22 protein-coding genes are annotated in these 25794 nt (G+C 70.1%); 9 read left to right on the forward strand and 13 right to left on the reverse strand.

Annotated features, from left to right (window positions below):
- Positions 1 to 133: 133 nt before the first annotated feature.
- Entirely contained in the window at positions 134 to 1156 is a 1023-nt protein-coding gene (locus ABD732_RS16605) for a GmrSD restriction endonuclease domain-containing protein (RefSeq protein ID WP_425553080.1), read from the reverse strand.
- Between the two features lie 103 nt (positions 1157 to 1259).
- On the opposite strand from ABD732_RS16605, the gene ABD732_RS16610 reads away from it, so the two are divergent.
- Positions 1260 to 2684 carry a carboxylesterase/lipase family protein gene (locus ABD732_RS16610; protein ID WP_344785601.1) on the forward strand — a complete coding sequence of 475 codons (1425 nt, stop codon included), beginning with the start codon at positions 1260 to 1262 and terminating at the stop codon, positions 2682 to 2684.
- On the opposite strand, the gene ABD732_RS16615 is transcribed toward ABD732_RS16610, so the two are convergent.
- The 4 genes from ABD732_RS16615 to ABD732_RS16630 all read right to left on the reverse strand — a co-directional run bounded on the left by ABD732_RS16615 (position 2685) and on the right by ABD732_RS16630 (position 7264).
- The gene (locus ABD732_RS16615; protein WP_344785602.1) at positions 2685 to 4391 is read right to left on the reverse strand and encodes an alpha/beta hydrolase; all 1707 of its coding nucleotides are present in this window, start codon (positions 4389 to 4391) and stop codon (positions 2685 to 2687) included. It abuts the gene before it with no gap.
- Positions 4388 to 4675: a hypothetical protein gene (locus tag ABD732_RS16620; protein ID WP_344785603.1), complete on the reverse strand. Its 288-nt coding sequence runs from the start codon at positions 4673 to 4675 to the stop codon at positions 4388 to 4390. The genes ABD732_RS16615 and ABD732_RS16620 overlap by 4 nt, the downstream gene beginning before the upstream one ends.
- Before the next feature lie 123 nt (positions 4676 to 4798).
- Positions 4799 to 6238 (reverse strand): FAD-dependent oxidoreductase, encoded by a 1440-nt coding sequence (locus ABD732_RS16625; protein WP_344785604.1) that lies wholly within the window; start codon positions 6236 to 6238, stop codon positions 4799 to 4801.
- Positions 6239 to 6244: 6 nt separating this feature from the next.
- Complete coding sequence (locus tag ABD732_RS16630) at positions 6245 to 7264, reverse strand: AurF N-oxygenase family protein (protein WP_425553075.1); 1020 nt, start codon at positions 7262 to 7264, stop codon at positions 6245 to 6247.
- A gap of 160 nt (positions 7265 to 7424) precedes the next feature.
- Between ABD732_RS16630 and ABD732_RS16635 the strand changes: the two genes are divergently transcribed.
- Positions 7425 to 9128, forward strand: coding sequence for a cation:proton antiporter (locus ABD732_RS16635; protein WP_344785606.1), 1704 nt, complete (start codon positions 7425 to 7427; stop codon positions 9126 to 9128).
- A 6-nt stretch (positions 9129 to 9134) separates the two neighbouring features.
- Here ABD732_RS16635 and ABD732_RS16640 read toward each other — a convergent pair whose 3' ends face one another.
- Positions 9135 to 10376 carry an MFS transporter gene (locus ABD732_RS16640; RefSeq protein WP_344785607.1) on the reverse strand — a complete coding sequence of 414 codons (1242 nt, stop codon included), beginning with the start codon at positions 10374 to 10376 and terminating at the stop codon, positions 9135 to 9137.
- A 29-nt stretch (positions 10377 to 10405) separates the two neighbouring features.
- Positions 10406 to 11272, reverse strand: a complete 867-nt coding sequence (locus ABD732_RS16645; RefSeq protein WP_344785608.1) for a universal stress protein — start codon at positions 11270 to 11272, stop codon at positions 10406 to 10408.
- A 143-nt stretch (positions 11273 to 11415) separates the two neighbouring features.
- Between ABD732_RS16645 and ABD732_RS16650 the strand changes: the two genes are divergently transcribed.
- A complete protein-coding gene (locus tag ABD732_RS16650) occupies positions 11416 to 11769 on the forward strand; it encodes a hypothetical protein (protein ID WP_344785609.1) in 354 nt (117 codons plus the stop codon).
- A 3-nt stretch (positions 11770 to 11772) separates the two neighbouring features.
- Here the strand turns inward: ABD732_RS16650 and ABD732_RS16655 are convergent, their stop codons facing one another.
- Positions 11773 to 13344 (reverse strand): dolichyl-phosphate-mannose--protein mannosyltransferase, encoded by a 1572-nt coding sequence (locus tag ABD732_RS16655; RefSeq protein WP_425553076.1) that lies wholly within the window; start codon positions 13342 to 13344, stop codon positions 11773 to 11775.
- A gap of 33 nt (positions 13345 to 13377) precedes the next feature.
- Between ABD732_RS16655 and rsmI the strand changes: the two genes are divergently transcribed.
- Positions 13378 to 14217: a 16S rRNA (cytidine(1402)-2'-O)-methyltransferase gene (rsmI, locus tag ABD732_RS16660; RefSeq protein WP_344785610.1), complete on the forward strand. Its 840-nt coding sequence runs from the start codon at positions 13378 to 13380 to the stop codon at positions 14215 to 14217.
- Between the two features lie 308 nt (positions 14218 to 14525).
- Here the strand turns inward: rsmI and ABD732_RS16665 are convergent, their stop codons facing one another.
- The 5 genes from ABD732_RS16665 to ABD732_RS16685 form a co-directional block, all read right to left on the reverse strand.
- Positions 14526 to 14822, reverse strand: a complete 297-nt coding sequence (locus ABD732_RS16665) for a GIY-YIG nuclease family protein (protein ID WP_344785611.1) — start codon at positions 14820 to 14822, stop codon at positions 14526 to 14528.
- A gap of 208 nt (positions 14823 to 15030) precedes the next feature.
- A complete protein-coding gene (locus tag ABD732_RS16670) occupies positions 15031 to 16227 on the reverse strand; it encodes an aminodeoxychorismate synthase component I (protein ID WP_344785612.1) in 1197 nt (398 codons plus the stop codon).
- A gap of 10 nt (positions 16228 to 16237) precedes the next feature.
- A complete protein-coding gene (gene metG, locus ABD732_RS16675; RefSeq protein ID WP_344785613.1) occupies positions 16238 to 17779 on the reverse strand; it encodes a methionine--tRNA ligase in 1542 nt (513 codons plus the stop codon).
- A 30-nt stretch (positions 17780 to 17809) separates the two neighbouring features.
- A complete protein-coding gene (locus tag ABD732_RS16680) occupies positions 17810 to 20095 on the reverse strand; it encodes a glycoside hydrolase family 65 protein (protein ID WP_344785686.1) in 2286 nt (761 codons plus the stop codon).
- Positions 20096 to 20258: 163 nt separating this feature from the next.
- Positions 20259 to 20984, reverse strand: a complete 726-nt coding sequence (locus ABD732_RS16685) for an HAD family hydrolase (RefSeq protein WP_344785614.1) — start codon at positions 20982 to 20984, stop codon at positions 20259 to 20261.
- 38 nt (positions 20985 to 21022) lie between these two features.
- On the opposite strand from ABD732_RS16685, the gene ABD732_RS16690 reads away from it, so the two are divergent.
- From ABD732_RS16690 to ABD732_RS16710, 5 genes are all read left to right on the forward strand, one after another.
- The gene (locus ABD732_RS16690; RefSeq protein WP_344785615.1) at positions 21023 to 21865 is read left to right on the forward strand and encodes a PhzF family phenazine biosynthesis protein; all 843 of its coding nucleotides are present in this window, start codon (positions 21023 to 21025) and stop codon (positions 21863 to 21865) included.
- Entirely contained in the window at positions 21862 to 22755 is an 894-nt protein-coding gene (locus ABD732_RS16695) for a TatD family hydrolase (RefSeq protein ID WP_344785616.1), read from the forward strand. Before ABD732_RS16690 ends, ABD732_RS16695 begins: the two co-directional genes overlap by 4 nt.
- 74 nt (positions 22756 to 22829) lie before the next feature.
- Positions 22830 to 23942, forward strand: a complete 1113-nt coding sequence (locus ABD732_RS16700; RefSeq protein WP_344785617.1) for a resuscitation-promoting factor — start codon at positions 22830 to 22832, stop codon at positions 23940 to 23942.
- A gap of 49 nt (positions 23943 to 23991) precedes the next feature.
- Complete coding sequence (rsmA, locus tag ABD732_RS16705) at positions 23992 to 24864, forward strand: 16S rRNA (adenine(1518)-N(6)/adenine(1519)-N(6))-dimethyltransferase RsmA (RefSeq protein WP_344785618.1); 873 nt, start codon at positions 23992 to 23994, stop codon at positions 24862 to 24864.
- The gene (locus ABD732_RS16710) at positions 24861 to 25778 is read left to right on the forward strand and encodes a 4-(cytidine 5'-diphospho)-2-C-methyl-D-erythritol kinase (RefSeq protein ID WP_344785619.1); all 918 of its coding nucleotides are present in this window, start codon (positions 24861 to 24863) and stop codon (positions 25776 to 25778) included. The genes rsmA and ABD732_RS16710 overlap by 4 nt, the downstream gene beginning before the upstream one ends.
- Positions 25779 to 25794: the final 16 nt, after the last annotated feature.

Genomic DNA, 25794 nt, shown 5'->3' on the forward strand with positions numbered 1-25794 from the left:
TCAGATTACGCCGCACATCTTGGTGGGTCAAGCACTTATTCGAAAATCTTTTCGACGAATCTTGCATGCGGCGGGAAGGGGTCTTTGTCCTGGTCAGGGCGATCCAGGCGGGAGAGTGCGGGCTGGCCTAGAGCTACTCGCAGGCGATGCCGTCGCCGTCGCGGTCGAGTTTGGACGAGTAGCCCGGCTGGCCGCGATACAGGGGTGCGGCGCCGGCCGCCCGCGCGGCCGAGCAGTTGCGGTAGTAGACGTCGCCGCCGGGGGCGGGTGTCTCCACCAGTGGCTGGGGGCGGTGGGTCGTGGTGCGCGGGGTCGTCGTGCGCGGGGTGGTTCGCGGCGTCGTCGTCTCGGTGGCGGTCTCAGCGGCCCGCTCGGTCTCGGTGGGCTGTGTGCCGCCGCAATCGGTGAGCAGTCGCGTCATCGCGTTCTGCTCGGCCTGCGTCACCCAGAGCCGGTAGGCGGCCTTCACCTCGATCTGCCGGGCCACATAGGTGCAGCGGTAGCTCCGGTTGGGCGGCAGCCAGGTCGCCGCGTCGCCGTCGCCCTTCTTCTGATTGCTCGGGCCGTCGACGGCCAGCAGGTTGCGCGGGTCGTTGGCGAAGTTCCGACGTTCGTCCGAAGACAGCTGCTGCGCGCCCTTCTGCCATGCGTCCGACAGTGCGACGACGTGATCGATCTGGACCGCGCTGGACGTGGCCGAGCCGCGCACGAAGTCGATCTTCTTCCCGGTGTACGGGTCGTCCAGCGTGCCCGACAGGACCACGCAGTCGCGCGTCCCGGCCTTCACTGCGGTGACGGTGAGGTCGCGGCGCAGGATGTCGTTGCGGGTGTCGCACCCGTTGTGCCCGAACTCGACGGTCACGTCGTCGCTCCACCTCTGCCCGAACATGTCCCGGGAATAGCCGGTCTTGGGGGCACGCCCCTTCACCGCCAGACCCGCGAGCGCCTGCAGCGCGGCACTGGAGCGCTGATCGAGGCTGCCGCCGGCGGAGTCCCGTCGGGTGGTCGGGGGCCTGGAACCGGTGGTGTGGTCCGTGTCAGGCGCAACGGCCGGTTGCGTCGTGGTGGACGCGGCCGGCTCCGGCTCGCTCGCACTCGCCGAGTCCAGCGGTTCGCACGCGGTGACCGCCATCGCGACGGCCACGGCAGCGGCCATTGCCGCGCAGGCACGCTGGGATCGCACTCGCACTCAGCCCCCTCGGAGAATCGATCAGCACATCGGCCCCAGTATGTCCGATCCGCGCGTAGGGTCCGAATGCGTGAGCCAGAACGTAGCGGGAACGTCGTCCGATCGTCCGACAGTCCACGTGACCGGAGGTGAGATCCGCGGAGTCGCCACCGACGGTGTCGCCGCCTTCCTCGGAATTCCCTATGCCGCACCGCCGGTCGGCCGCGCCGCCTTCGAGGCCCCGGCGCCGGTGGTCCCCTGGGACGGGGTGCGCGAGGCAGACGGCTACGGCCCGACCGCACCCCAGGTCTCTTACCCGGAGCAGATCGCGGCGATCCTCGACAACGTGATCGAGCCGGGCGAGGACTATCTCAATCTCAACGTCTGGACGCCGGATCCGGGCGCCTCCGGCCTGCCGGTGATGGTGTGGATTCACGGCGGTGCGTTCAGTCGCGGCTCCAACCGGATCGCGATCTATGCCGGCGACACGTTCGCCCGCGACGGCGTGGTGCTGGTCGGCATCAACTACCGCCTGGGGGCGCCGGGCTTCGGAGCGATCGACGGTGCGCCGGAGAACCGAGGACTCCTCGATCAGCTGGCGGCGCTGGAGTGGGTGCAACGCAACATCGCCGCATTCGGCGGCGACCCGAAGCAGGTGACGATCTTCGGCGAGTCCGCCGGGGCGATGAGCGTCGCCTGTCTGTTGTCGTCGCCGCGAGCGGAAGGTCTGTTCCGCCGGGCGATCATGCAGAGCGGGGGTGGCGGCACCGCCGCCGACCCGGCCGATGCGCGACGCGTGACCGCGCGGATCGCCGAGATCGCCGGCGTCACCGCAGACGTGGACGGCTTGGCAGGGCTGTCGGCGCAGGAGCTCCTGAACGCGCAGACCCAGGCGGCGCTGGAGCTGACCCTGAATCCGGATCCGGCGATCTGGGGCCGCACCGTCGTCGGCCAGGGGATGGGCATCATGGGACACTTCCCGGTGCTCGACGGCGACGTGCTGCCCGAGAGGCCCGTCGAGTCGATCGCGGCGGGGGCCGGTCGCGGCATCGGCTTGCTCGCCGGCTGGAACGCCGACGAATTCCGCTTCTTCCTGGTCCCGACCGGCGTCGCCGCGATGACCACCGACGACGTGGCGCGCGGCGTGCTGCAGCGCTCGGGCCTGGACACCGCCGACCTGGATGCGCAGCTCGCCGCGGGCGCCTCCCCGGGCGATGCACTGTGCGCCGCGCTGACCGAGATCGCTTTCGCCGGTCCCACCCGGGCGATCGGCGATGCGCGCCCGGAGTCGTCGACCCACCTGTACCGCTTCGACTATTCGAGTCCGGTCGCCGACATCCGTGCCGGGCATGCGGTGGAGATCCCGTTCGTCTTCGACCATCTCGAGCAGGCCGCAGCACTCACCGGTCCCGACCCCGATCAGGCCGTCGCCGACCAGATGCACGCCGCCTGGGTCCGCTTCGCCGCCACCGGGGATCCCGGCTGGGCTGCCGGCACCGTGCACCACTTCGGCTGATCAGGGCACGGGCAGACCGGGAGCGCGGGGCAGTCGGAGTCCGTCGCGGACAGCGTCTTTGACCAGATCTCCGAGGATCTCGCCTCCGGCGTCGCGCATTCGGCGGGCCTGCGATTCGGGCGCCTCCGGGAGATCGGGGGCGCGTTCGACGTAGGGCGCCGGCTCCCTCCCGGACAGCACTGCCACCAGATTGCCGAAGGCGGTGGAGCCGGGATCGTCGAAGTAGTTCGAATGCCCGTCTTTGCCCTGGATCAGTTGCCCCCGCGAGTCGAAGCCGGTGTCCAGCCGCTGGACGCCGGGCGCGACGTCCGGGTCGCCGCCGTGCACGGTGGCCCCGAAGCGCTGCGCCCAGTGGATCGGATCGCCGGGAGCGGTCATCGAGTAGCGCCGCACATCGGGATTGGGGTCGCGCCACGGGCCGTCTCCGGCGCCGGTTCCGGCAGACGAGGCGAACACCACGTTGTCCGCGCGCAGTCCGTACTGCTCGGCGGTGCCCACCACCGAGCCGCCGTAGGAATGCCCGATGTAGGTGGTGCGCGCGCCCGGCGCCGCGGCCGACACCTCCGCATCGAGGTCCTGGCCGAAAGCCGCCAGGCGACGGCCGAGCACTCGTGCCGGGGCGCCGTCCATGGCCGTGCCCTTGATCGGATCGGTGGTCCGCAACGACCGGCTCTCCGGCAGGACCGTTTGCGGCACGCGGCCGTCGGAGTAGACCAGGATCGGCACCCCGGACCGGCGGGCCAGTTCCAGGGCTCGGCGACGCTGGTCGTCACTGTTGGCCAGGTTGGAGCCGGTGCCGGGCACCAGCACCCCGACACCGGAGGCGTCCGGCGTCAGGTCGCCGACCTGCTCGATGTACCGGCCGTAGCCGCGGTGGTCGAAGGCTACGAGCTTCCGCAGCGTCGGCCGTCCGTCGACACCCGGCACCGGCCGGAGCAGGGCCGCCAGCTCCTCGACCCTCCTCGGGTTGCCGCGCCACGTCCCCAGGTGTGCGCGCTCGGCCTCCAGTGCGCGCTGAATGCTCAGCCGGTTGGCCGTGATCCGGTCGGCGAAGGGGACTCCGTACAGGTTGCCGATGGTCTTCGGGTCGGCGTCGATCAGGGCCTGGATCTCGCCGGGCGAGAGGCTGTCCCAGTACGTTCTCCGCTGATCCTGGGAGAGCTTGCGCAGCACCGTGATCGCCGTGCTTGGATCGGCCGTACCGCCGCCGGGCAGGGGGATCAGCGAACCGTCGCCGTCGAGCAGCCCGGCCAGGCGCATCAGCTTCTGCGCGAGCAGATCGTCGGTCTGGCGCAGCCGTGCGAGCAACTCGCCGATCCGACTGCCGAGGTACTGGGCGTCGGTGCGCCGACGCGGCGACGGATGGGTGACGCCGCCGTCGTCGGCGACGCGGAAGCCCGCGCCGGTGGCGGTGTCGACCAGTTGCAGCAGTCGGGCGCGCATGGCCGTCAGCTCGGTGCCGGCCTCGCCGCCGGCCGTCGCCGTCGACTCCAGGAGCCGGACGAGCCGCTTGGCCGTCGCGGTCTGGGCGGCGATCCGGCGCACGACCGCATCGCGGGTGGCGCCCTGCCAGGTCGGTGCCAGCTGAACCGAGTTCTGCACGCGCGCCGACGCCTCCAGGATCTGCCCGGCGCCGGCGCCCATCGACCGCGCGGTGGCGGTGAACTGGTCCAGCGGCCAAGCGCGGACGGCGGCGATGCCGGTCATCGCCGGCTCGCCGCGACGATCCCGGCGGCCGCGTCGGCGTCGGCAGTCTGCGTGAGATCGCTGAACCGGTGCACGGCCGCCCCCACGCCGTTCAGGTCGCCGCCGTACGCGCCGGCCGCGGACTCGGCCGCCTGCGCACACCGCAGCAGAGCGTCGGCGCTGGCGCTGCCGGCCGTCGGCGTCAGCCCGGTGCCGAAGGCCAGCGCCCCGACCGCCCGGCCGTGCCGCTGCCAGTCCGCCGCGAGATTCCGCAGCTGCTCCGGAGTGAGGCTGAAGTTCGACATCGGTGCTCCCGTCCGCGCGTCGGAGATGTCCTCCCATTGACGCGCGGAGCGGTGGTCACCGCGGCGGCGGTGTCCACAGTGCGGGGCCCGATGGCCAGGCTGTCCACAGCCTGGGCGGGCGGATCAGCGGCGGGCGGCGACGTCCGCGAGCAGGTGGTCGACGGTCTCCCGGGAGTCGGTCTTGTTGGTCCCGATGAAGCCGGACGGGCCGCGCTTGATCCAGCCCGTCACATACATTCCCGGCACCGGCAGTCCGTTCTCGGTGACGCGGCCGCCGAGGTTGGCCACCGTGCCCCGTTCGGCGTCGAACGGCAGCCCCGGAACGGGCCGGCCGCGGTAGCCGATGGCCGGCAGCACCAGACCCGCGGTCAGCTCCACCGCGTCGTCGGTCCCGGTCCGGAGCAGCCGGACACCGGCGGCCCGGCGGTCGCCGCACACCCGGTCGGGGGTCAGCCCGAAGGCGAGCCGGATTCTCGGACCGGACGGCCGGGGGCGGGCGGAGATCTCGCGCAGCAGCGCGAGCTTCTCCGAATCCGGATGGTCCACGTGCGCCAGATCGGCCGGATCCACCCAGACGTGCGCCGGGCCGTCGGCCAGGCCGATCAGTTCGGGAAGCGTGAAGGCGGCGTGCTCGGGTCCTCGCCGGCCGACCACGACCACCTCGCGGACCGCCGATCCCCGCAGTGCCGCAAGCGCATCGCGGGAGATGTCCGTGGCGGCGAGGCGGTCCGGGTCGGAGGTGAGGATGCGGGCTACGTCGAGGGCGACGTTCCCGTTGCCGATCACCACGGCCCGCTCGGTGTCCAGGGCAGGTGCCGCGTCGGTGAAGTCGGGATGACCGTTGTACCAGCCGACCACGGAGGTGGCGCTCTGCACGCCGGGGAGGTCGGCGCCGGGGATCTCGAGCGGCCGATCGGTCGGAGCGCCACCGGCCCAGATCACCGCGTGGAACTGCTCGCGGAGCTGCTCCAGCGTGACGTCCCGGCCGATCTCGGAGTTCAGCAGGATCTCCAGCTGGGGATCGCCCGCGATGGCGTTGAACAGATTCACCACGCTGCGGGTGGACTGGTGATCCGGTGCCACGCCGAAGCGGGCCAGGCCGAATGGCTCGGACAGGCGCTCGAACATGGTGACCCGGGCCTGCCGGTGCTTGAGCAGTTCGTCGGCCGCATACATGGCTGACGGCCCGGAGCCGACGATGGCCACGTGCAGCGGATCCGGGACATCGGCGAGTGCTTTCGGCCGGTCGACCGGTGCCAGCGGTTTGCGCCAGCGCGCGTCGACGGGGAAGCGCGCGGCCGCCGGATCGGGCTCGGCGTAGCGGGCGGCGTTCACCGCGGTGAAGCGCTCCTGCGTTTCGGGGATCCGGTGACCGGGGACGATCGCTCCGACGGGGCAGGCGGTGACGCAGGCGCCGCAGTCGACGCACGTCGCCGGATCGATGTAGAGCATCTCGGCGATGCCGAAATCGGGTTCATCGGGCGTGGGGTGGATGCAGTTGACCGGGCAGGCGTAGACGCAGGAGGCGTCTCCGCAGCACGCCTGGGTGACGACGTGGGGCATCGGCGGTCAGTGGGCCTCGTAGGCGGGTTCGCTGCGGTACCGCGAAGCGCGACCGTCGATGCCGAGCGCCTTCCAGACGCGGCGCGAGACCGGATTCATCAGACCGCACTGCTCGGCGAGCATGCGCACGTCGCCGAAGACGTCGCTCAAGAACTTCTGCGAGTCCCGGGACTTCCAGAACATCTCCTTGAAGACGTCGGAGGGCACGTCGAACTCCTTGCGGAAGGCGGCCGGGGGCCGGGCGATCGCGCTGCAGAGCACGCGCATGGCCACCGGCATCACCAGCGACAGCACCATCCGGGTGGGCAGGGTGCGGGTCGGCACGGTCTGACGCAGATGGTGGTGGGCGAAGGAGATGTGCCGGGCCTCCTCGGCCACGTGCAGTTCCATCACCGCGGCCATCACCGGATGGACGTTGGCTCCGGCGCGCAGGAAGTCCTTCTGCAGGTGGTCGATCGGCTCCTCGCCGGCCAGGACTCCGAAGAAGAAGACGGTCGGGAAGATGGTGGAGAACAGCGGGACGATCGGGTCGAGCAGTCGCAGGGGACGGGGCATGCCGGGGACGTCGATACCGACCCGGTTGACCATCTCCTGGAACATCAGGGTGTGGTTGCACTCCTCTTTCGACTCGTGCGTCACGTACCGGAATCGCTTGTCGCCGTTCGGCAACTTGGAGGCGTACTGGAGTAGACCGCGGATCAAGATGGATTCGAACTGCAGGCCCACCTTGGCCACGTTGGCCTGGCGCCACATGCCGATCTGGATCTGCTTGTCGACCGGCAGTGCCCGGTACCAGGGGTGTTTGCCCACCGGGTCCACCTCGGGGTCGAGGATCCAGCGCTCGTCACCGGGCACGATCGCCATCTCCGGTGCGTCCCAGGCGATGTGCACGTACGGATCGAAGTTCCGGTGCACCGAGGCGGCCGACAGGTCTTCGACGATCTGGTCGTAGTCTGCGTCGGTTCCGGCCTTGTCGGCGGGCGGCTGATAGGCGATCGGCTTCGGGTGTGTGCTGGTCATCGTCATTCCCTTTCCTGGGCCGCGCGAGGGTGCGCGATGGGGGAGAAGCGTGTGATGACTCAACGCTGACATCAAGCAATGACATTGTCAACGCGCAATGACACGTTTGTCGGTGGAATCGTTGTGGGCCCGGCCCGTTGCCTGCGTCATTGAGAGGTCAGCCACAATGGGCGGCGTGGATGCGATCGAGATCGCCGCGGTGGCAGTGCTGTGTGTGCTGGCCATCGCCGCGGCCAACACCCTTGCCGCTCGTCTCCGGGTCGCGGCGCCGCTGCTGCTCGTCGGGTTCGGGGTGGCGGTGAGCCTGCTGCCGCAGGTGCCCGAGTTCCACGTCAGCCCGGAATTGATCCTGGTGGGGCTGTTGCCGCCGCTGCTCTACGCGGCCGCGCGCGCCATGCCGGTGATGGACTTCAAGCGGGACTTCCAGGCCATCGGTGCGCTGTCGATCGTGCTGGTGATCGTCTCGTCGCTGCTCCTGGGCCTGTTCTTCAACGCGATTCTGCCCGAGGTGGACTACGCGCTAGGCGTCGCGCTGGGGGCCATCCTGAGCCCCACCGACGCGGTGGCCACCGGCACCATCAAGCGGCTTGGCGCCCCCAACCGCATCGTGACGGTGCTGTCCGGGGAGAGTCTGTTCAACGATGCCAGTGCGCTGGTGCTGCTGCGTGCGGCGATCGCCGCCAGCGCGGCCAGCATCTCGTTCGCCGGCGTGGTGGTCAACTTCGTGTGGTCGTTGCTGGGCGCGATGGTGGTGGGTGCGCTGGTCGGCTGGCTGCTCAACCGTCTGCGTGCCCGGATCCGGAACCCCGCGGTGGCCACCGCCGTCTCGTTCACCGCGCCCTACGTCGCCTACCTGCCGGCCGAACTCATCGGATCGTCCGGCTTGGTCGCTGCGGTGGCCGCGGGACTGGTCGGCGGCCGGCTGGCGGTCCGGCGGCTCTCGGCCGCGCATCGGCTCTCCGACATCCAGAACTGGCGGATGGTGGAGGTGATCCTGGAAGGCGCCGTCTTCCTGCTGATGGGGCTCGAGCTCTACACGCTGCTCGAGGACGTGCACGACAGCCACGAGACCTGGCTGCACGCCCTGTGGCCGGCCGCGGTCGCCCTCGTGATGGCGCTGGCGATCCGCTGGGTGTTCGTGATGCCGCTGGTGTGGCTGCTCGATCGTCGTGCCCAGCGGATGATCGCCCGCGAACCGACGCTGGAGGCGCTGCGCGAGGAATTGCCCGACGATCCGAACGACGACGACACCGCCGGTTTCCGCTACCGTCGCCGGCTCGATCGCAGTCTTGCCGACATCAACTACTACCGGACCGAGGCGATGGGCTCCCGGGAGGCGATGGTGGTGGTCTGGGGCGGACTGCGTGGCGCGGTCACCTTGGCGGCTGCGCAGACGCTGCCCGCCGACACGCCCTACCGGTCGCTGCTGATCCTGGTGGCGTTCTTCGTCGCGGCGCTCTCGCTGGCGATTCAGGGTGGACTGATGGAAACGGTGCTGCGCCGCCTCAAACTCCCCGATCAGAGTGCCGACGTCCGGGCCGAGAAGATGCGCCTGCGCGGGGAGATGCTCGGGGTGGCCCAGCAGATGCTGACCGATCCGCAGGTGACCGGCGACGATCCGATCCTGGCTAATCAGGTACGACTGGTGCGCGAACTGGAGGTGCCCGACGTCGACGACTCCGACAGCGAGATCGACGCGCTGGACCGGCGCCTGCAGACGGCCCGCGAACTGCGCCGGGTGCGCAGAATGGTGATCGACGAGCAGCGCCGCACCCTGCTCGCGCTGCGTGACCGGGGCACCTACAGTTCCAGCGCCCTCACCGCCGAACTGGACAAGCTCGACGCCGAGGAGATGAGCCTCAACGGCTGAGCGCCGTCACCGTTCCACCTGGACGTCCACCGCCGGATCCGGATGCGACAGGTGCCCGTCCGGGTTGGTCTCGCGGGCCAGCACCCACAGCACCAGGGCCACCGCCACCACCGCGCCGGTCAGCAGGAACGCCGGGCCGTAACCGAAGACGGTGGCGACCGCACCGGCCGCCAGCGGGCCCGTCACCGCGCCGAGGTCGGAGGCCATGCCGTAGGCGGCCAGCGCCGACCCGCCTCGCTGGCGGGTGCCCAGCACGTCGCCCAGCGCCGCCTGATGGGTGGGAGCGAACAGACCCGACCCGAGGCCGGCGACGGCGGTGAGGATCACCGCGACCGTCAGGTTGGGCGAGTAGCCGAGCGCGGCCGTCGACACCGTCGCGACCGTCAGCCCCGGGATCAGGATCGGCCGGCGCCCGAAACGATCGGAGAGCCGCCCGGCCACCAGGATCGCGATCATGTTGCCGGCCGCGTAGAAGGCCAGGATCACCCCGGCCCACGCGTCGGATTGCCCCAGACCCTGGGTGATGAACAGGGGGACGAGTGCGATTCGCACGCCCATCGTCGCCCAGCCCTGCGCGAAGTTGGAGGCCAGGATCGCGCGGTAGGCGCTGTCCCGGCAGGCGCTGGCGAGAGTGACCACCTGGACCGGCGCGCCGGGCGTGGCACCCCCGTCCGGTCCGGTCTCGGCGCCGTGCGCGGGGATCGGCGGCATCAGGGTGGCCACGCCGATCGCCGCGATCACCAGGGCGATGGCGTAGACGACGAAGGGCATCTTGAGGCCGAAACCCACCAGTGCGGCGCCGATCAGCGGACCGGTGAGATTGCCGATCAGGAAGCCGGCCGAGAAATAACCGGAGGCGCGGCCGCGGATCTGCGGCGGTGCGAGCCGGATCAGCAGCGCCATCGCCGAGATGGTGAACATCGTCGAACCGACGCCGCCGGCCGCCCGGAACAACAGCAGTTGCCAGTAGATGCCGGCGAATGCGCAGGCGAGAGTGCTCGCGGCGACGATGAGCAGGCCGGTCAGGTAGATCCGGCGTTCGCCGAGCACGGTCACCAGGCGTCCCGTCGCGGGTGCGAACAGCAGCCGCATCACGGCGAAGGCCGAGATGACCGCCGACACCGCCGTCACCGAGACACCGAAGGTGCTCGCGAAGATCGGCAGTGCCGGCGCGATCAGCCCGTAGCCGAGCGCGATGACGACATTGGCCGCCAGCAGGACCCAGAGACCGCGGGGAAGATGTTTCATGCCGCGGAATCAGGCTTTCTCGAAATGACTCAGTGACGCACGATCATGACGGGGACCTTGGCGTGGTGCAGCACCTTCTGGCTGCGCGAGCCCAGGAGCAGACCGGTGAAGCCACCGCGTCCGCGGCTGCCCATCACGATCAGCGACGCGGTGTTGCCCGCGGTGTCCAGAATGGCCTTGCCCGGCTCCTCCGGAATCACCACGCGCTTGACATCGACGTCCGGGTAGTCGGTGGAGTAACCGGCCAGGCGCTCGGCGACGGCCTCGACGGCCTGCTCGCTCATCTGGTCGATCTCGTCGGCGCTGAGACCGAAGCCGTGCAGCGCGTCGGCGTCCAGCGGCGTCCAGGTGTGCACCGCGATCAGCTCGGTCTTGCGCAGGTCGGCCTGCCGGTAGGCCTCGGCCACCGCCGGATCGCTGATCTTGGAGTCGTCGACGCCGACCACCACGGGGCCGTCGTTCAGCTTGGCATCGGTGGGCACGATGACCACCTTGCTCTTGGCGTGCGCGGCGACGCTGGTGCTCACCGATCCCAGGAACAGACCCTTCAGTCCGCCCAGGCCGCGGCTGCCCAGAACCACCATCTCGGAGTCCTCGCTGAAGTCGATCATCACGTGGGCGGCGTCGCCCTCGGCGATGGAGCCGTGGATGGTGATGCCGGGTGCGGTCTCCTCGGCCACCTTGGCCGCGTCCTGCACGTACTTGCTCACCTCGCCGCGGATCGCATCGATCACGTCCTGCGGGATCACCAGACCCGGGGCGTAATCACTCGTGGTGGTGGTGTAGGCCGAGACGATCTTGAGGTCGGCGCCCTCAAGCTTCGCTTCCTGCGCCGCCCAACGCACCGCGGTGACAGCTTCGGCCGATCCATCGACACCGACAAGAATCACGCTCATCGCGAATCCCACATCCTCGCTTGCTCCGGCCCGGACCCCAGGATGGCGCATCCGTATTTCAAGCCTCACCTTCATTCTGTCGTACCGCCAGTGAGGATGCACGGCCGGTGGGACTTTAGCCCCGGCCCGGTATCGTCGACGGCATGAGTACTCAGGACCACCCCCGTTATCTGCAGGAAGCACCGGGTGACGACGAGCTGCTCGAGCCGGAGATGCCGCGCACCGAACTGCGGCAGACGGTTCTGATGGTGATGATCACCTTCGGGTTCGCCGTCCTGTCGTTGGCCGGGGCGCTCGCGACCGACGGCACGCTGAACAAGGTGCTGATCCTGGCCGCGCCGGCGGTGCTGTTCATCGGTGCTGTGGCCACCGGGGTGCGCGCGTTGGCGTCCCGCCGGGAAGGCGGCCGCTGGCACGTCTATCAGGGCGGCATGTGGTTGCTGCTGTTGATCTTCCTGCTGTGGGTGTTCCAGGCCATCGCCGCGGCGATGGCCTGACCCTCACGCCCAGCTGGGCAGCCAGAGCTGCAGGTTCCACAGCTGATCGCTGATCGGCGCGCCGACGAGGATCGGCCAGTGGAAGGCGAAGTTGGCCACCACCAGTCCGACGTAGAGCGAGACCGCCAGCACCGCCAGCACGCGTGTCTGAGACAGTCTGCCCCTTCCCGCCGCTGCGAGCATGTCGCCGCAGCACAGGGCCAGCCCCATCACCAGGAACGGCGCCATCGCGGTGGCGTAGAAGAAGTACATCTGCCGGTCGATCTCGAAGAACCACGGCAGGATCGCCGCGGCGTAGCCGGTCAGCACGGCCGCATAGCGCCAGTCGCGGCGAACGATCATGCGCCACAGACCCCAGACGATCATCGGCAGCGCGAGCCACCACAGCGCCGGAGTACCCACCAGCATCTGGGCCCGGATGCAGTCGCCGCCACCGCACTGGTCGGGGCCGTAGGAGATGGCGTACAGCATGGGCCGCAGCCCCATCGGCCACGTCCACGGCTTGGATTCCCACGGATGCGCGTTGCCGGCCGCGTTGGTGAGACCGGCGTGGAAGTCGAGGATGCCGGTCTCGTAGTACCAGAACGACCGCAGCACTCCGGGCACCCAGGCGAACGGGCCGCCGGTGCCGACCTCCGTACCCACCACGTAGCGGTAGACGGACGTCTCCGCGCGGAACCAGACGGCGAACGTGGCCAGGTACAGGACCACCGGGAGCACCGCCAGTGACGAGACCGACGGCACGATGTCCCGCCGCAGGACACCCTTCCAGGGCTTGGACACCCCGTAGGCCTTGCGCGCGGCGACGTCGAACCCGAGCGCCAGCACCAGGAAGAAGATGACGAAGTAGATGCCCGACCACTTGGTGCCGCAGGCCAGGCCGAGCATCACGCCGGCGGTGAAGCGGTACCAGCGGAAGCCGAGGCGGGGGCCGTAGGGGCTGTCGTTGATGCGCCCCTCCCGCCAGACCCGGTCCAGGCGGGCCCGCACTTGGTCGCGGTCGGCGATCAGGGCCGCGAACGCCAGCACCACGAACAGCGCCTGGAAGATGTCGAGCATGCCCATCCGGGACTGCACGAACAGCACGCCGTCGCAGATGGCGAACAGGCCGGCCAGCGCGCCGATCAGCGTCGATCGCGCCATCCTGCGCACCGTCAGGTAGATGGCGAGCACGATGATCACGCCGGACACGGCCGCCGAGAAGCGCCAGCCCATCGGGCCGTACCCGAACAGACCTTCGCCGATCGCCAGCATCCATTTGCCGACCGGCGGATGCACCACCAGCCCGTAGGCCGGGTTGTCTTCGATCCAGCCGCCGCCGGTCAGTACCTGCCAGCCCTGCGGAACGTAGTGCTTCTCATCGAAGACGGGGGTGCCGTCGTCGGTGGGGTGCGTCAGATCCCAGAAGCGCGTGATGATCGCCAGCAATGTGATGACGACGCCGACGACGGTGCCGCGGGTCCGGTCGGTGGCGCCGAAGACCGGGTCGGGCACTGTCGCGCCGGGGGAGGTGCCGAGGTCCTCGACTGCTTCGCGCGGCGCAACGGTGGCGCGATCGAGGACGGCGGGACTCACCAGGCCGATGGTAGAGGAAGGTACGTTGACGGGGTGACTGGAGCACTGGTGTTGGCGGGGACGCCGATGGGGCAGCCCGGCGACGCCTCGCCTCGCCTGCGCGAAGCCCTGGCCTCCGCGGATATCGTGGCCGCCGAAGACACCCGGCGCGCCCGCGGCCTGGCCGCCGCGCTCGAGGTGACCATCGGGGGCCGGCTGGTCAGCTACTACGACCACGTGGAAGCCCAGCGCGCCCCGCAGCTGGTGGAGGCCATCGCGGACGGGTCCACCGTCCTGCTGATCACCGACGCCGGCATGCCGTCGGTCAGCGATCCGGGTTTCCGGTTGGTGGCCGCCTGTGCTGCGGCGGGATTGAAGGTGACGTGCCTGCCGGGCCCGTCGGCGGTGACCACGGCGCTCGCACTGTCGGCGCTGCCGTCGGAACGCTTCTGCTTCGACGGCTTCGCCCCGCGCAAACCCGGCGCCCGCCACGACTGGCTGGCGTCGCTGCGGACCGAGCCGCGCACCGTCGTCTTCTTCGAATCCCCGCACCGGCTGGCGCAGACCCTGTCGGATGCGGCCACGGTGCTGGGCGACGAGCGTCCCGCGGCCGTCTGCCGGGAGCTGACCAAGACCTACGAGGAAGTGCGCCGCGGCGGCCTGCGTGAGCTGGCCGACTGGGCCGCCGACGGGGTGAAGGGTGAGATCACCGTCGTCGTGGCCGGGGCGTCGGAGATCGACGACGACGCCGACCTGGACTCGGTGGTGGCGCAGGCCGCCGAACTCGCCGATGCCGGAACCCGGTTGAAGGACGCCTGCGCGCAGGTCGCCGCCGGCACCTCGTTCAGCCGCCGGGAGATCTACGAAGCCGTCCTGGCCTCCCGCCGCCCCTGACCCCTCCCACCCTCCGCCGCCTGAGCCGGTCTCACCCTCCGCCGCCTGAGCCGGTGCCGAACGTAGTGAGGGGCCGTGTCGAAGGCTTTGTGTCGTTGTGGCTTCGACTAGGGGCTCCTTCGTCGCCCCGGCTCAGCCGGCGGTTGTTTGTTGCCTGAGCCGGTCACCCGGCTCAGCCGGCGGGCTTGTTGTTGCCTGAGCCGGTGCCGAACGTAGTGAGGCGGCGTGTCGAAGGCTTGCCGTCGGGCTGGCTTCGACGCGGGTCTCCTTCGTCGCCCCGGCTCAGCCGGCGGATGGGTGCGGCGGGTTCACGCCCTTCCGCGGCGCCCACGACGGCGCGACAGTTCGGGAAGAAGGTCGAAGCGGCCGGCGATGAGGGCCTCCTTCTTCGCGCGCGACCACCCGTGCAGCCTTCGTTCGATCGCCCACGCTTCGCTGACCGACTCACATTCCTTGCTGAAGACGAGTTCGACGGGCATGCGCCTGGACGTGTACGATGCGCCCTTTCCAGCGAGATGCTGGTCCATCCGGTGCTCGATGTCGCGTGTGCTCCCGACGTAGTAGCTGTCGTCGCCGCAGCGGAGGATGTACACGTAGCCGTTCATGAAGTCAGTGTCGGCAGCTGCCGCGGATGGAGCAACGGCGTTGTCCACAGCCGGGGACGCCTTTGTCTTCGCCGCCGTTGTCTTCGACACGGTCCTTCACTTCGTTCAGGACCGGCTCAGACGGCGGGGGCGGGGACCGGCTCAGACGGCGGGGGCGGGGACCGGCTCAGACGGCGGGGGTGGACCGGCTCAGACGGCGGGGGCGGGCTCAGACGAGGGGCAGCTCGGGGGAGGTGGTGCGGGAGACGATGGCGGCGGCTTTGTCGAGGCACTCCTGCCACTCGGCTTCGGGGACCGAGTCGTAGGTGATGCCGCCGCCCACGCCGAGGGTGGTCTGGCCGCCCGGGGTGATCTGCACGGTGCGGATGGCGACGTTCAGGTCGAGGAGGCCGCTGGGGCCGGCGAGGCCGACCGCGCCGCAGTAGACGCCGCGCGGGAACTGCTCCCACTGCGAGATCAGTTCCGCCGCACGGATCTTCGGGGTGCCGGTGACCGAGGCGGGCGGGAAGGTGGCTTCGAGTAGGCAGTGGTTGCCGACCGCGTCAGGCAGGTCGGCGGCCACGGTGGACACCAGATGCCAGACCCCGGGCGCCCCGACCACGGTGAGCAGTTCGGGGACCCGGACCGACCCGGTCACCGCGACGCGGCCGAGGTCGTTGCGGACCAGGTCGACGATCATCACGTTCTCGGCGATGTCCTTGCCGGACTCGGCCAGCACCAGGGGATCGACGTCGAGGGGGACGGTGCCCTTGATCGGCGACGAGGTGACCGTGCCGTGACGCCGGGAGAGGAACGACTCGGGGGACAGGCTCACCACCGAACCCCACTCGCCGCCCAGAAAGGCGGCCTTGGCCGGCTTGGTGGCGGCCGCCAGGTCGGCGAAGTAGTCGGCCGCGCGCCCGTGCAGCGTGCCGGTGAAGCGGGTGCAGATACAGGCCTGGTACACCTCGCCCGCGGCGATCGCCTCCCGGCAGGCGGCCACCGCGGCCAGATGCGGTTCCCGCTCCGGCGGGGTCCAGGCGACCGACCAGGTCCGGCGGGCGTCGCGCGGGTCCGGTCCGGGCCGCAGCGACGACAGCACCCCGGCGACCCAGTCCGGGCAGGCGGCACCGGCGACGTCGACCCACGACCACCGGCCCGACCGCAGGATCAGCACCCCGTCGGTGAGGCCGCCGGCCGTCTCCGGCAGCGGCCCGTCGTCGCCGCGGACGTCGAAGCCCAGGTAGCCCAGCCAGAAGCGGTCCGGCCGGTCCGGCGGGCGCAGCCCGGCACGCACCGCCAGCGACGGGGCGATCACCGCGTCGGCACCCCACCAGTCACCGACCAGTGCGGCCGGTCCGGGGCGGCCGTCGGCCTGCGCGCGGGCGGCCAGCGCCCGGAAGAGGTCGAGCGCCGCCGGACTCATGCCGCCGCGATCATTCCGCTTCTGCGAGCTCGATGCGCGGAAAGACCGGCACCGGCTTGGGCAGCGGGGTGCCGGGCAGCAGACGCCGCTCGATGGCGGCGAAGTCGCGGTCGTCGTCGCCCACCGCCAGCAGATCCAGGATGCGGCCGGTCGAGGCCGGCATCACCGGCTGCGCCAGCAGGGTGACGATGCGGACCACCTCGGCGCAGACGTACAGCACCGTGGCCGTCCGCTCGAGGTCGGTCTTGGCCAGCTTCCACGGCTCCTGCGACGAGATGTACCGGTTGGTGGCCGCCAGCGTCGACCACAGCGCCTCCAGACCGAGGTGAATGGCCTGGGTGTCGAAGTGCCGGCGGACGGTACCCAGCAGGGTGCCCGCCGCATCGAGCAGTTCGCGGTCGGCGGCGGTGAACTCGCCCGGGTCCGGGATCGCCCCGTCGAAGTACTTGCCGATCATGCTCAGCGTGCGCTGGGCCAGGTTGCCGTACTCGTTGGCCAGGTCGGCGTTGGTGCGGGCGACGATCGCCGGGGCCGAGTACGAGCCGTCCTGCCCGTACGACACCTCGCGCAGGAAGAAGTAGCGCACCGGGTCGACGCCGAACTCGTCGATCAGCGCATCCGGATCGATCACGTTGCCGATCGACTTGCTCATCTTCTGGCCGTCGTTGAACAGGAAGCCGTGGGCGAAGACCCGCTTGGGCAGCTCGATCCCGGCGCTCATCAGGAACGCCGGCCAGTACACGCAGTGGAACCGGATGATGTCCTTGCCGATCACGTGCAGGTCGGCCGGCCAGAAGCGGCCGAAGGTCTCCGGATCGTCGGGGAAGCCGGCGCCGGTGAGGTAGTTGGTGAGCGCGTCCACCCAGACGTACATCACGTGGTCGTCGTCGCCGGGCACCGGAACGCCCCAGTCGAAGGTGGTGCGCGAGACCGACAGGTCCTTGAGGCCGCCGGCGACGAAGCTGGCGACCTCGTTGCGGCGCACATCCGGCCCGAGGAAGTCGGGTTCGGTGCGGTAGAGCTCGAGCAGCTTGTCCTGGTAGGCCGACAGCCGGAAGAAGTAGGTCTGCTCCTCGGTCCAGGTGAGCACGTGACCGTTCTCGGTGGCGATGCGGTCGCCGTTCTCGTCGACGCCGGTGTCGTCCGCGTTGACGAAGGTCTCGTCGCGCACGTCGTACCAGCCCGAGTACGAGTCCAGGTAGATGTCGCCGTTGGCGACCATGCGCCGCCAGATCTCTTGCGAGGCACGGTGATGGTCGTCGTCGGTGGTGCGGATGAACCGGTCGAAGCTCGAGCCGAGACGATCCTGGAGCGCCTGGAAACGGTCGGAGTTCCGGCGCGCCAGTTCGCCGGTGGCCACGCCCTCGCTCTCGGCGGTCTGCTGCATCTTCTGGCCGTGCTCGTCGGTGCCGGTCAGGAACCGGACGTCGTATCCGTCGAGGCGCTTGAAGCGGGCCAGGGTGTCGGCGGAGATGTACTCGTAGGCGTGCCCGATGTGTGGCGCGCCGTTCGGGTAGGCGATGGCCGTGGTGATGTAGAAGGCAGGACGCATAGTGGTTAGCAGACTACCGGCCCGGCCCGTTCACTCCCGGCGGTAGGGCTCGCAGGCGACCGGGGCCGTCGGCGGCTCTCCGGCGGTCGGCTCCGGGATGGGCTTGGTCACCGGCGTGTCGCTGAGGGTGAAGTTCTCGCCGTAGTGAGCCAGCTCGATCGGCGGGCCGTCGAGCAGCCGGTAGGTGGCCTGCTCCTTGTCGATCGCGACGACGATGCGCGACTCGCGCACCACCATGCGGAAGGACATGTAGTTCAGGCGCGACGGGAGGTGCGGTGCGAAGGTGATGTTGCCGCCGAAGTCGCGCATGCCGCCGAAGCCGGCCACGCAGTCGGTCCACGCGCCGGCCAGCGCCGCGATGTGCAGGCCGGAGGAGACGTTGTTGTGGAGGTCGTGCAGGTCGGTGAACACCGATTCGCACATCAGGTCGTAGGCCAGGTCGAGGTAGCCCACCTCGGCCGCCGCGACCGCCTCGCAGCAGGCCGACAGCGACGAGTCCCGGACGGTGATCGGGTAGTAGTAGTCGAAGATCGCGCGCTTCTCGTCGAGGGTGAAGCTGTCGCCGAACAGGTAGCTGGCGAAGACGAGGTCGGCCTGCTTCACGACTTGCTTGCGGTACAGGTCGAAGTACGGGTAGTTCAGCAGCAGCGGATAGCGGTCCCGGGACGACTCGAAGTCCCACTCGTCCAGCAGAGTGAAGGCCTCGCACTGCTGGTGAACGCCGGCCGCCGAGTCGTACGGGATGGACATGTGGTCGGCGCACGAGGTCCAATGCTCCACCTCTTCGTCGGTGACGCCGAGTTCCCGGGCCACCGCGGGCTGGCGGTGCACCACCGTCACGGCGTCCCGGAGTGCTTGCTGCGCAGCGAGATTGGTGAAGACGTTGTTGTTGATGATCGCCGTGTACTCGTCGGGGCCGGTGACGCCGTCGATACGGAAGTTGCCGTCGACGTCGTGGTGGCCGAAGCCGGCGAAGAAGCGGGCCACCTCCACCAGCAGCTCCACGCCGCACTCCACCTCGAAGGCCTCGTCGTTGGTGGCGCGCAGATAGCGGCCGGTGGCGTTGGCGATGTCCGCCGAGACGTGCACCCCGGCGGTGCCTGCCGGCCAATAGCCCGAACACTCGTCGCCGTCGATGGTCCGCCACGGGAACATCGCGCCCTCCTGCGCGAGTTCGGCGGCCCGCGCCTTGGCCTTGTCGAGGGTGGCGTGCCGCCAGCGCAGCTCTTCGCCCGCGGCGGCCGGAACGGTGTAGGTGAGCATCGGCAGCACGAAGCTCTCGGTGTCCCAGAAGGTGTGGCCGTCGTAGCCCGGGCCGGTGAGGCCCTTGGCCGGAATCGACCGGGTCTGCCCGCGGGCACCGGCCTGCAGCACGTGGAACAGCGAGAACCGGATCGCCTGCTGCAGCTCCGGGTCGCCGTCGATCTCGATGTCGGCGTCGCGCCAGAACTCGTCGAGGTACTCGGCCTGCTCGGCTTTCAGTGCGTCCCAACCGGTCTCGCCGGCCATCGCCAGGGCGGCCTCCACCTGCGAGCGCAGTGCGGGCACGCTGCGCCGGGCGGACCATCCGTAGGCGACGTATTTGGTCAGCACCAGTTTGCTGCCCTGCGGGACGGTGGCGGCGACGGTCATGCGGGCCAGGTCGCCGTCGGCCCGGATGGTGGTCTCGGCGTTGCCGGGCAGGTCCAGCTCGTGGTCCATCGCGGTGGCGACGGTCAGGCCGGACCGCTTGGTGTGGTGCACCAGCACCGCGCTGCTGCCCTCGCAGTCGGCCAGCGCGGACACCAGGGGGTTGTCCAGAGCGGCGGCCAGCCGCGGATCGTTGCCGGGCAGCGGCACCGGCTCGTTGGTCAACAGATCCGACTGCAGAACCAGCTTCATGTCCTCGCCGATCGGTTCCACCTCGTAACGGGTGGCCACGATGGTGCGCTTGGTGAAGCTCACCAGGCGTTCGCTCTTGATCCGGACGGTGCGGCCGGTGGGGGAGGTCCACAGGGTGCTGCGGCGCAGCGTGCCGACGCGGAAGTCCAGGACGCGCTCGTGATCGACGGTGCGGCCGTACCGCAGGTCCATCGGCTCGTCCTCCACCAGCAGGCGGATCACCTTGCCGTCGGTCACGTTCACCACGGTCTGTCCGGCCTCGGGGTAGCCGTAGCCGCTCTCGGCGTACGGCAGGTCGCGCAGCTCGTAGAAGCCGTTCAGGTAGGTGCCCGGCTGTTCGACCGGCTCACCCTCCTCGAAGGTGCCGCGCAGGCCGATGTGGCCGTTGGACAGCGCGAACAGCGTCTCGGTGCGGCCGATCATGTCGATGTCCATCCCGCGCCAGCACAACTGCCAGGGGTTGACGTCGAAGCCGTGCACGGGATGGATCCCGTGGTGGGGGACGTTGGTCGGGTCGGTGTGGCTCGCCGTGTCGCCGTGCGTGGTGTGCGTCAGTTCGCCGTGGGTCTCGGCCATGGTGGATTCCTAGCGTGATCTTCTACGCGGACAGAAGGACATCGAGATCGGTGACGACAACACTGGCGCCGGCCTCGGTCATCGCCTCGGCCTGTCGACCGCCGACGCGGTCGATCCCGACAACGTATCCGAACTGTCCGGCGGCCCCCGCCTGCACCCCGGAGATGGCGTCCTCGAACACGGCCGCATGCTCGGGACCCACCCCCATCAACTCGGCCCCGCGCAGGTAGGAGTCGGGTGCCGGCTTGCCCCGCAAGTTCTCGGTGACGATGGTGTTGCCGTCCACCCGGTGTTCGATGAACGGGCTCAGGCCGGCGGCTTCGAGCACGGCCGCACCGTTCTTGCTGGAGGTGACCACCGCGATGCGCAGACCGGCCTCGCGGGCGGCCTCCAGGTAGCGCACCGAACCCGGGTACGGCGTCACCCCGTCGCGCTCCAGGGTGGCGACGAACTGCGCGTTCTTCGAGTCGGCGATCTTCTCCACGGTCGCGTCGTCGGCGGCGATGTTCCGGGAGGCCAGGAAGGCGCGCACCCCGTCGAGCCGGGGGCGGCCGTCGACGTGGTCGAGGTAGTCCTGGTCGCTGAACGGCTCCAGGTTCTCGCCGGGGCGCGACCCGGCCTCACCGCGAGCGGTCAGGAAGCCGTCGAAGGCGTCCCGCCAGGCGCCCATATGCAGGGTGGCGGTCGTGGTGAGGACACCGTCGAGGTCGAAGAGGGCGACGGTGATCTGAGCAGGCAATCCGAGCACGATCGAAACGCTACCCGCCCTGCCCTATCCTTGCTGGCGTGACGGTGCGGCGATTTCTCCAGGTGGACGTTTTCGGGGCGGGCCCGGCGACCGGGAACCCGGTGGCGGTGGTCCTGGAGGCCGAGGGCCTGACCGATGAGGACATGGCGCGGTTCGCGCGCTGGACCAACCTGTCGGAGACCACCTTCGTGTTGCCGCCGACCGATCCGGCGGCGGACTACCGGCTGCGGATCTTCACCCCCGGCGGGGAACTGCCGTTCGCCGGCCACCCGACGCTGGGGTCGGCGCACGCCTGGCTGGCCGGCCGTACGCGTGGCGAGGCCGACCTCGTCCAGGAGTGCGGCATCGGCCTGGTGACCGTTCGGCAGGGCGACGACGGTCCCGGTCGTCTGGCCTTCGCCGCGCCGCCGCTGACCCGGAGCGGACCCGCCGACGAGGAGACGCTCGAACGCGTACGCGCGGCCATGGGGCTGCGCCGCAGCGACGTCGTGGACGCGCACTGGGTCAGCAACGGGCCGCCCTGGCTGGGACTGCTGCTGACCGACGGGCAGCGGGTGCTCGACGTGGAACCGGACATGGCGGCGCTGGGCCCGGACGACTTCGTCGGGCTGATCGGGCCGTGGCGCTCCGAGGGTGGACCCGACTACGAGGTCCGCGCCTTCGTGCCCGGGATGGGCGTGCCCGAGGATCCGATCACCGGCAGCCTGAACGCGGGACTGGCGGTCTGGCTCCGCGGTGCCGAACTGGCGCCGAGCGAGTACGTCGCCGCGCAAGGCACCGTGCTGGGCCGCACCGGGCGCGTCCGGATCCACGATGACGGCGAGGCGATCTGGGTCGGCGGACTGTGCACCACGGTGATCGAGGGGACGGTAGATCTGTGAGCGGGGAATCTGTGAGCGGGGACGCCAAGGAGCTTTCGGCCAAACAGATCCGCAAGCGGAAGCGGCGCGAGCCGCCGCCGGACCCGGAGCACACTCGTGGGCTGGTGGACGCGCACACCCATCTCGCGGCCTGCGGCGGCCGCACCGCCGAATCGGTGACGGAGATCCTCGATCACGCCGAGCGGGTCGGGGTGGAGCAGGTGGTCACCGTCGCCGACGACATGGTGGATGCGCGCTGGGCCGTGCAGGCCGCGCACTGGGATGATCGCGCGTTCGCGGCCGTGGGACTGCATCCCACGCACGCTGCCGACCTCGACGAGGCGGCGCGGGCCGAGTTGAACGAGATGGTCGACGACGACCGGGTGGTGGCCGTGGGGGAGACCGGTCTGGACTACTACTGGACCGTGCACTCGGAGAGCTGCGCCGATCCGGTCACGCAGAAGGACGCCTTCGCCTGGCACATCGACCTGGCCAAGCGCAGCGGGAAGCCGCTGATGATCCACAATCGCGACGCCGATCGCGACATCCTGGACGTGCTCGCCGCCGAGGGCGCCCCGGAGACGGTGATCCTGCACTGCTTCTCCGGCGACATCGAGATGGCGCGCGAATGCATAGCGCGTGGCTATCTGCTGAGCTTCTCGGGAACTGTGACGTTCGTCAATGCCGCGGAGCTACGCGAGGCGGCCGCGCTGACCCCCGAGGATCAAGTCCTGGTTGAGACAGATGCGCCCTTTTTGACGCCGCATCCCTACCGTGGCCAGCCCAATCAGTCCTATTGCCTGCCGTACACGGCGCGCGGATTGGCCGAGGTCCGCGGGGTGTCCCCCGAACGGATGGCCGCCGTCCTCGGTGCGAACGCCCGGCGTGCGTACGGGCTCCCGTTGCGGTAACGACCATCGGTTCGTTACCGTACTGTGACCCCGCCGCCTGAATGACGGGGCTGAGTGGTAAGCAGGTAGTTCTTTTGTCAGTGTTCAAGCGCATCAACGCGACCAACTCCATGGGCGCCCGTCTCGCGACCGGCGCCCTTCTCGCGACCGTAGCCGCCGGTGGTGTCACCGGCGTCGTCATGCACAAGGAACTGACGCTGGCCGTCGACGGTCAGCAACAGCAGGTCTCCACCATGGCCTTCTCGGTGGAGCGGGTGCTCGCCGAGAACGGCATCGAGCCCGCCGAGGGCGACCAGGTGAACGTCGACCTGTCCAGCTCCCCGAAGGACGGTCAGGTGGTCTCCATCGATCGTCTCAAGAAGGTCGAGCTCAAACTCGACGGCGAAGTCCAGGTGGTCCAGACCCACAAGAACAACATCGGGGAGATTCTGGCAGAGCGCGGCCTGACCGCTGCCGCCGTCTCCACCTCGCTGGATCAGCCGGTGCCCGTGGAGGGCGCCGATGTGGACGTGACTCTGCCCAAGCCGGTCGTGGTGACCGACGGCGGCAAGACCGAGCGCACCGTCGTCGCCGCGAAGACCGTCGGGGAGCTCTTCGAGCGCACCGGCAACCCGCTGGCCGACACCGACAAGGTGGTCCCGGCCGCGAGCACCCCGGTCAGCAAGGACATGAAGATCAAGGTCACCCGCATCCGGGACGAGAAGGTCACGGTGGACGAGAAGGTGGCGCCGCCGGAGGTCAAGAAGGAAGACCCGACCCTGGTCCGCGACCGCAAGGTGGTCGAGAAGAAGGGCACCCCGGGCAAAGCCACGGTCACCTACAAGGTCACCAAGGTGAACGGCAAGGTGACCAAGCGCGAGAAGCTCGAGGAGAAGATCCTCGTCGAGCCGAAGCCGGCCACCGTCCGGATCGGCACCAAGCCGGGCGCGCCGCACGTGGAGAACGGCGTCTGGGACGCCCTCGCGCAGTGCGAGGCCACCGGCAACTGGGCCATCAACACCGGCAACGGCTACTACGGCGGCCTGCAGTTCAACCAGAGCACCTGGGAGCGCTGGGGCGGTACCGAGTACGCGCCGCGCGCCGATCTGGCCACCCGCGAAGAGCAGATCGCCATCGGCAAGAAGACCCAGGCCGCACAGGGCTGGGGCGCGTGGCCGACATGCACCTCCAAGCTCGGACTGCGCTGAGCGTTCGCCCGCTCTCCGGCCGGCTTGACCGACCGGGGACAATGACCGGATGACTGATTCGTCCGGTGTTCGGCTGCTGGGTCCCACCGAGATCCGCGGCCTGGCCGCCGAGCTCGGGGTGCGCCCGACCAAACAGCTCGGCCAGAACTTCGTGCACGACCCGAACACCGTGCGGCGCATCGTCGCCACCTCGGGGGTGGGACCCGACGACGTGGTCCTTGAAGTGGGGCCGGGCCTGGGGTCGCTGACCCTGGCGCTGCTGGCGACCGCCGGGCGCGTCGTCGCCGTCGAGATCGATCCGGTGCTGGCCGGGCGGCTGCCGCAGACCATCGCCGAGTTCGCGCCGGAGCGGGCCGCCGACTTCGACGTGGTGACCGCCGACGCGATGACGGTGCTCCCCGCGGATCTGCCGGTCGCCCCCACCGCGCTGGTCGCGAACCTGCCCTACAACGTCGCCGTGCCGGTGCTGCTGCACCTGATGGCGCACTTCCCGACGCTGAACACCGCGCTGGTGATGGTGCAAGCCGAGGTCGCCGACCGGCTGGCCGCCGGCCCGGGCAGCCGCACCTACGGGGTGCCCAGCGTCAAGGCGCGGTACTTCGGCGACGTGAAGCGTTCGGGTGCCATCGGCCGCAATGTGTTCTGGCCCGAACCCAAGATCGAGTCCGGGCTGGTACGGATCGACCGGCGTGACCCGTACGGCACCGACCCCGAGCACCGGGCCGCGACCTTCAGCGTGATCGACGCCGCATTCGCGCAGCGCCGCAAGACCATGCGTTCGGCGCTGGCCACGTGGGCCGGGTCGGCGCCGCGCGCGGAGGAACTGCTGCGCGAGGCGGGCATCGATCCGGGAGTGCGCGGGGAACGCCTCGGCGTGGACGACTACGTGCGGCTGGCCGCCGTGGCCGGAGCTGCCCGATGATGGGCGGCGCGTCGGCCCGCGTCCCGGCCAAGATCAACCTGCACCTCGGCGTCGGCCCGCTGCGCGAGGACGGCTACCACGAGCTGAGCACCGTCTTCTGCGCGCTGTCGCTGTACGACGACGTGACCGTGCGCGCCGACGACTATCTGTCGGTCACGGTCACCGGTGACGGCCGGCGCGACGTGCCCGCCGACCGGAGCAATCTGGCGGCCCGCGCCGTCTTCGCCCTCGCCGAGTACGCCGGGTTGCCGGATGCCAACGTGGCCATCGAGATCGCCAAGCAGATCCCGGTCGCCGGCGGCATGGCCGGGGGCTCGGCCGACGCGGCCGGGGCGCTGCTGGCGGCCGCCAGGTTGTGGCGACTGGACATCGAGCGCGAAGCGCTGATGGAGATCGCGGCGACCCTGGGCAGCGACGTCCCGTTCGCGCTGCTCGGCGGCGCGGCGCTGGGCACCAATCGCGGCGAGAAGCTGCTGCCGATGCTCCACCGCGGGGAACTGCACTGGGTGATCGTGGTGGCCAAGGGCGGCCTGTCGACGCCGGCGGTGTACCAGGAACTGGATCGGCTGCGCGCCGGGCGCGGGGAGGCGGTGCCGCCGCCGCAGCGGCCCGACGAGCTGATGGTGGCGCTGGCCTCCGGTGACGTGCACGCGGTGGCGCCGTTGCTGCACAACGACTTGCAACCGGCCGCGCTGTCGCTGCAGCCGCTGCTGCGGCGTACGCTGCGAGCCGGTAAAGAAGCCGGTGCGCTGGCGGGGATCGTGTCCGGTTCCGGACCCACCTGCGTGTTCCTCTGCCACGACGAGGACGCGTCGATCGCGGTGGCCGCCGAACTGTCCGGACTGGGCGTGGCCAAGGCGGTGCGGACCGCGCACGGTCCCGTGCCCGGCGCGCGACTGACCCCGATGCACTGACCCGAACGAACGGAGA

The organism is Gordonia caeni, from assembly GCF_039537105.1.
Classification (GTDB): domain Bacteria; phylum Actinomycetota; class Actinomycetes; order Mycobacteriales; family Mycobacteriaceae; genus Gordonia; species Gordonia caeni.

Coding starts and splice junctions, on each gene's coding strand:
- ABD732_RS16605 (WP_425553080.1), bottom strand. CDS start 1,156: ATGGCCGCTGCCGTGGCCGTCGCGATGGCGGTCACCGCGTGCGAACCG.
- ABD732_RS16615 (WP_344785602.1), bottom strand. CDS start 4,391: ATGACCGGCATCGCCGCCGTCCGCGCTTGGCCGCTGGACCAGTTCACC.
- ABD732_RS16620 (WP_344785603.1), bottom strand. CDS start 4,675: ATGTCGAACTTCAGCCTCACTCCGGAGCAGCTGCGGAATCTCGCGGCG.
- ABD732_RS16625 (WP_344785604.1), bottom strand. CDS start 6,238: ATGCCCCACGTCGTCACCCAGGCGTGCTGCGGAGACGCCTCCTGCGTC.
- ABD732_RS16630 (WP_425553075.1), bottom strand. CDS start 7,264: ATGACGATGACCAGCACACACCCGAAGCCGATCGCCTATCAGCCGCCC.
- ABD732_RS16635 (WP_344785606.1), top strand. CDS start 7,425: ATGGGCGGCGTGGATGCGATCGAGATCGCCGCGGTGGCAGTGCTGTGT.
- ABD732_RS16640 (WP_344785607.1), bottom strand. CDS start 10,376: ATGAAACATCTTCCCCGCGGTCTCTGGGTCCTGCTGGCGGCCAATGTC.
- ABD732_RS16645 (WP_344785608.1), bottom strand. CDS start 11,272: ATGAGCGTGATTCTTGTCGGTGTCGATGGATCGGCCGAAGCTGTCACC.
- ABD732_RS16650 (WP_344785609.1), top strand. CDS start 11,416: ATGAGTACTCAGGACCACCCCCGTTATCTGCAGGAAGCACCGGGTGAC.
- ABD732_RS16665 (WP_344785611.1), bottom strand. CDS start 14,822: ATGAACGGCTACGTGTACATCCTCCGCTGCGGCGACGACAGCTACTAC.
- ABD732_RS16670 (WP_344785612.1), bottom strand. CDS start 16,227: ATGAGTCCGGCGGCGCTCGACCTCTTCCGGGCGCTGGCCGCCCGCGCG.
- metG (WP_344785613.1), bottom strand. CDS start 17,779: ATGCGTCCTGCCTTCTACATCACCACGGCCATCGCCTACCCGAACGGC.
- ABD732_RS16680 (WP_344785686.1), bottom strand. CDS start 20,095: ATGGACATCGACATGATCGGCCGCACCGAGACGCTGTTCGCGCTGTCC.
- rsmA (WP_344785618.1), top strand. CDS start 23,992: ATGACTGATTCGTCCGGTGTTCGGCTGCTGGGTCCCACCGAGATCCGC.
- ABD732_RS16710 (WP_344785619.1), top strand. CDS start 24,861: ATGATGGGCGGCGCGTCGGCCCGCGTCCCGGCCAAGATCAACCTGCAC.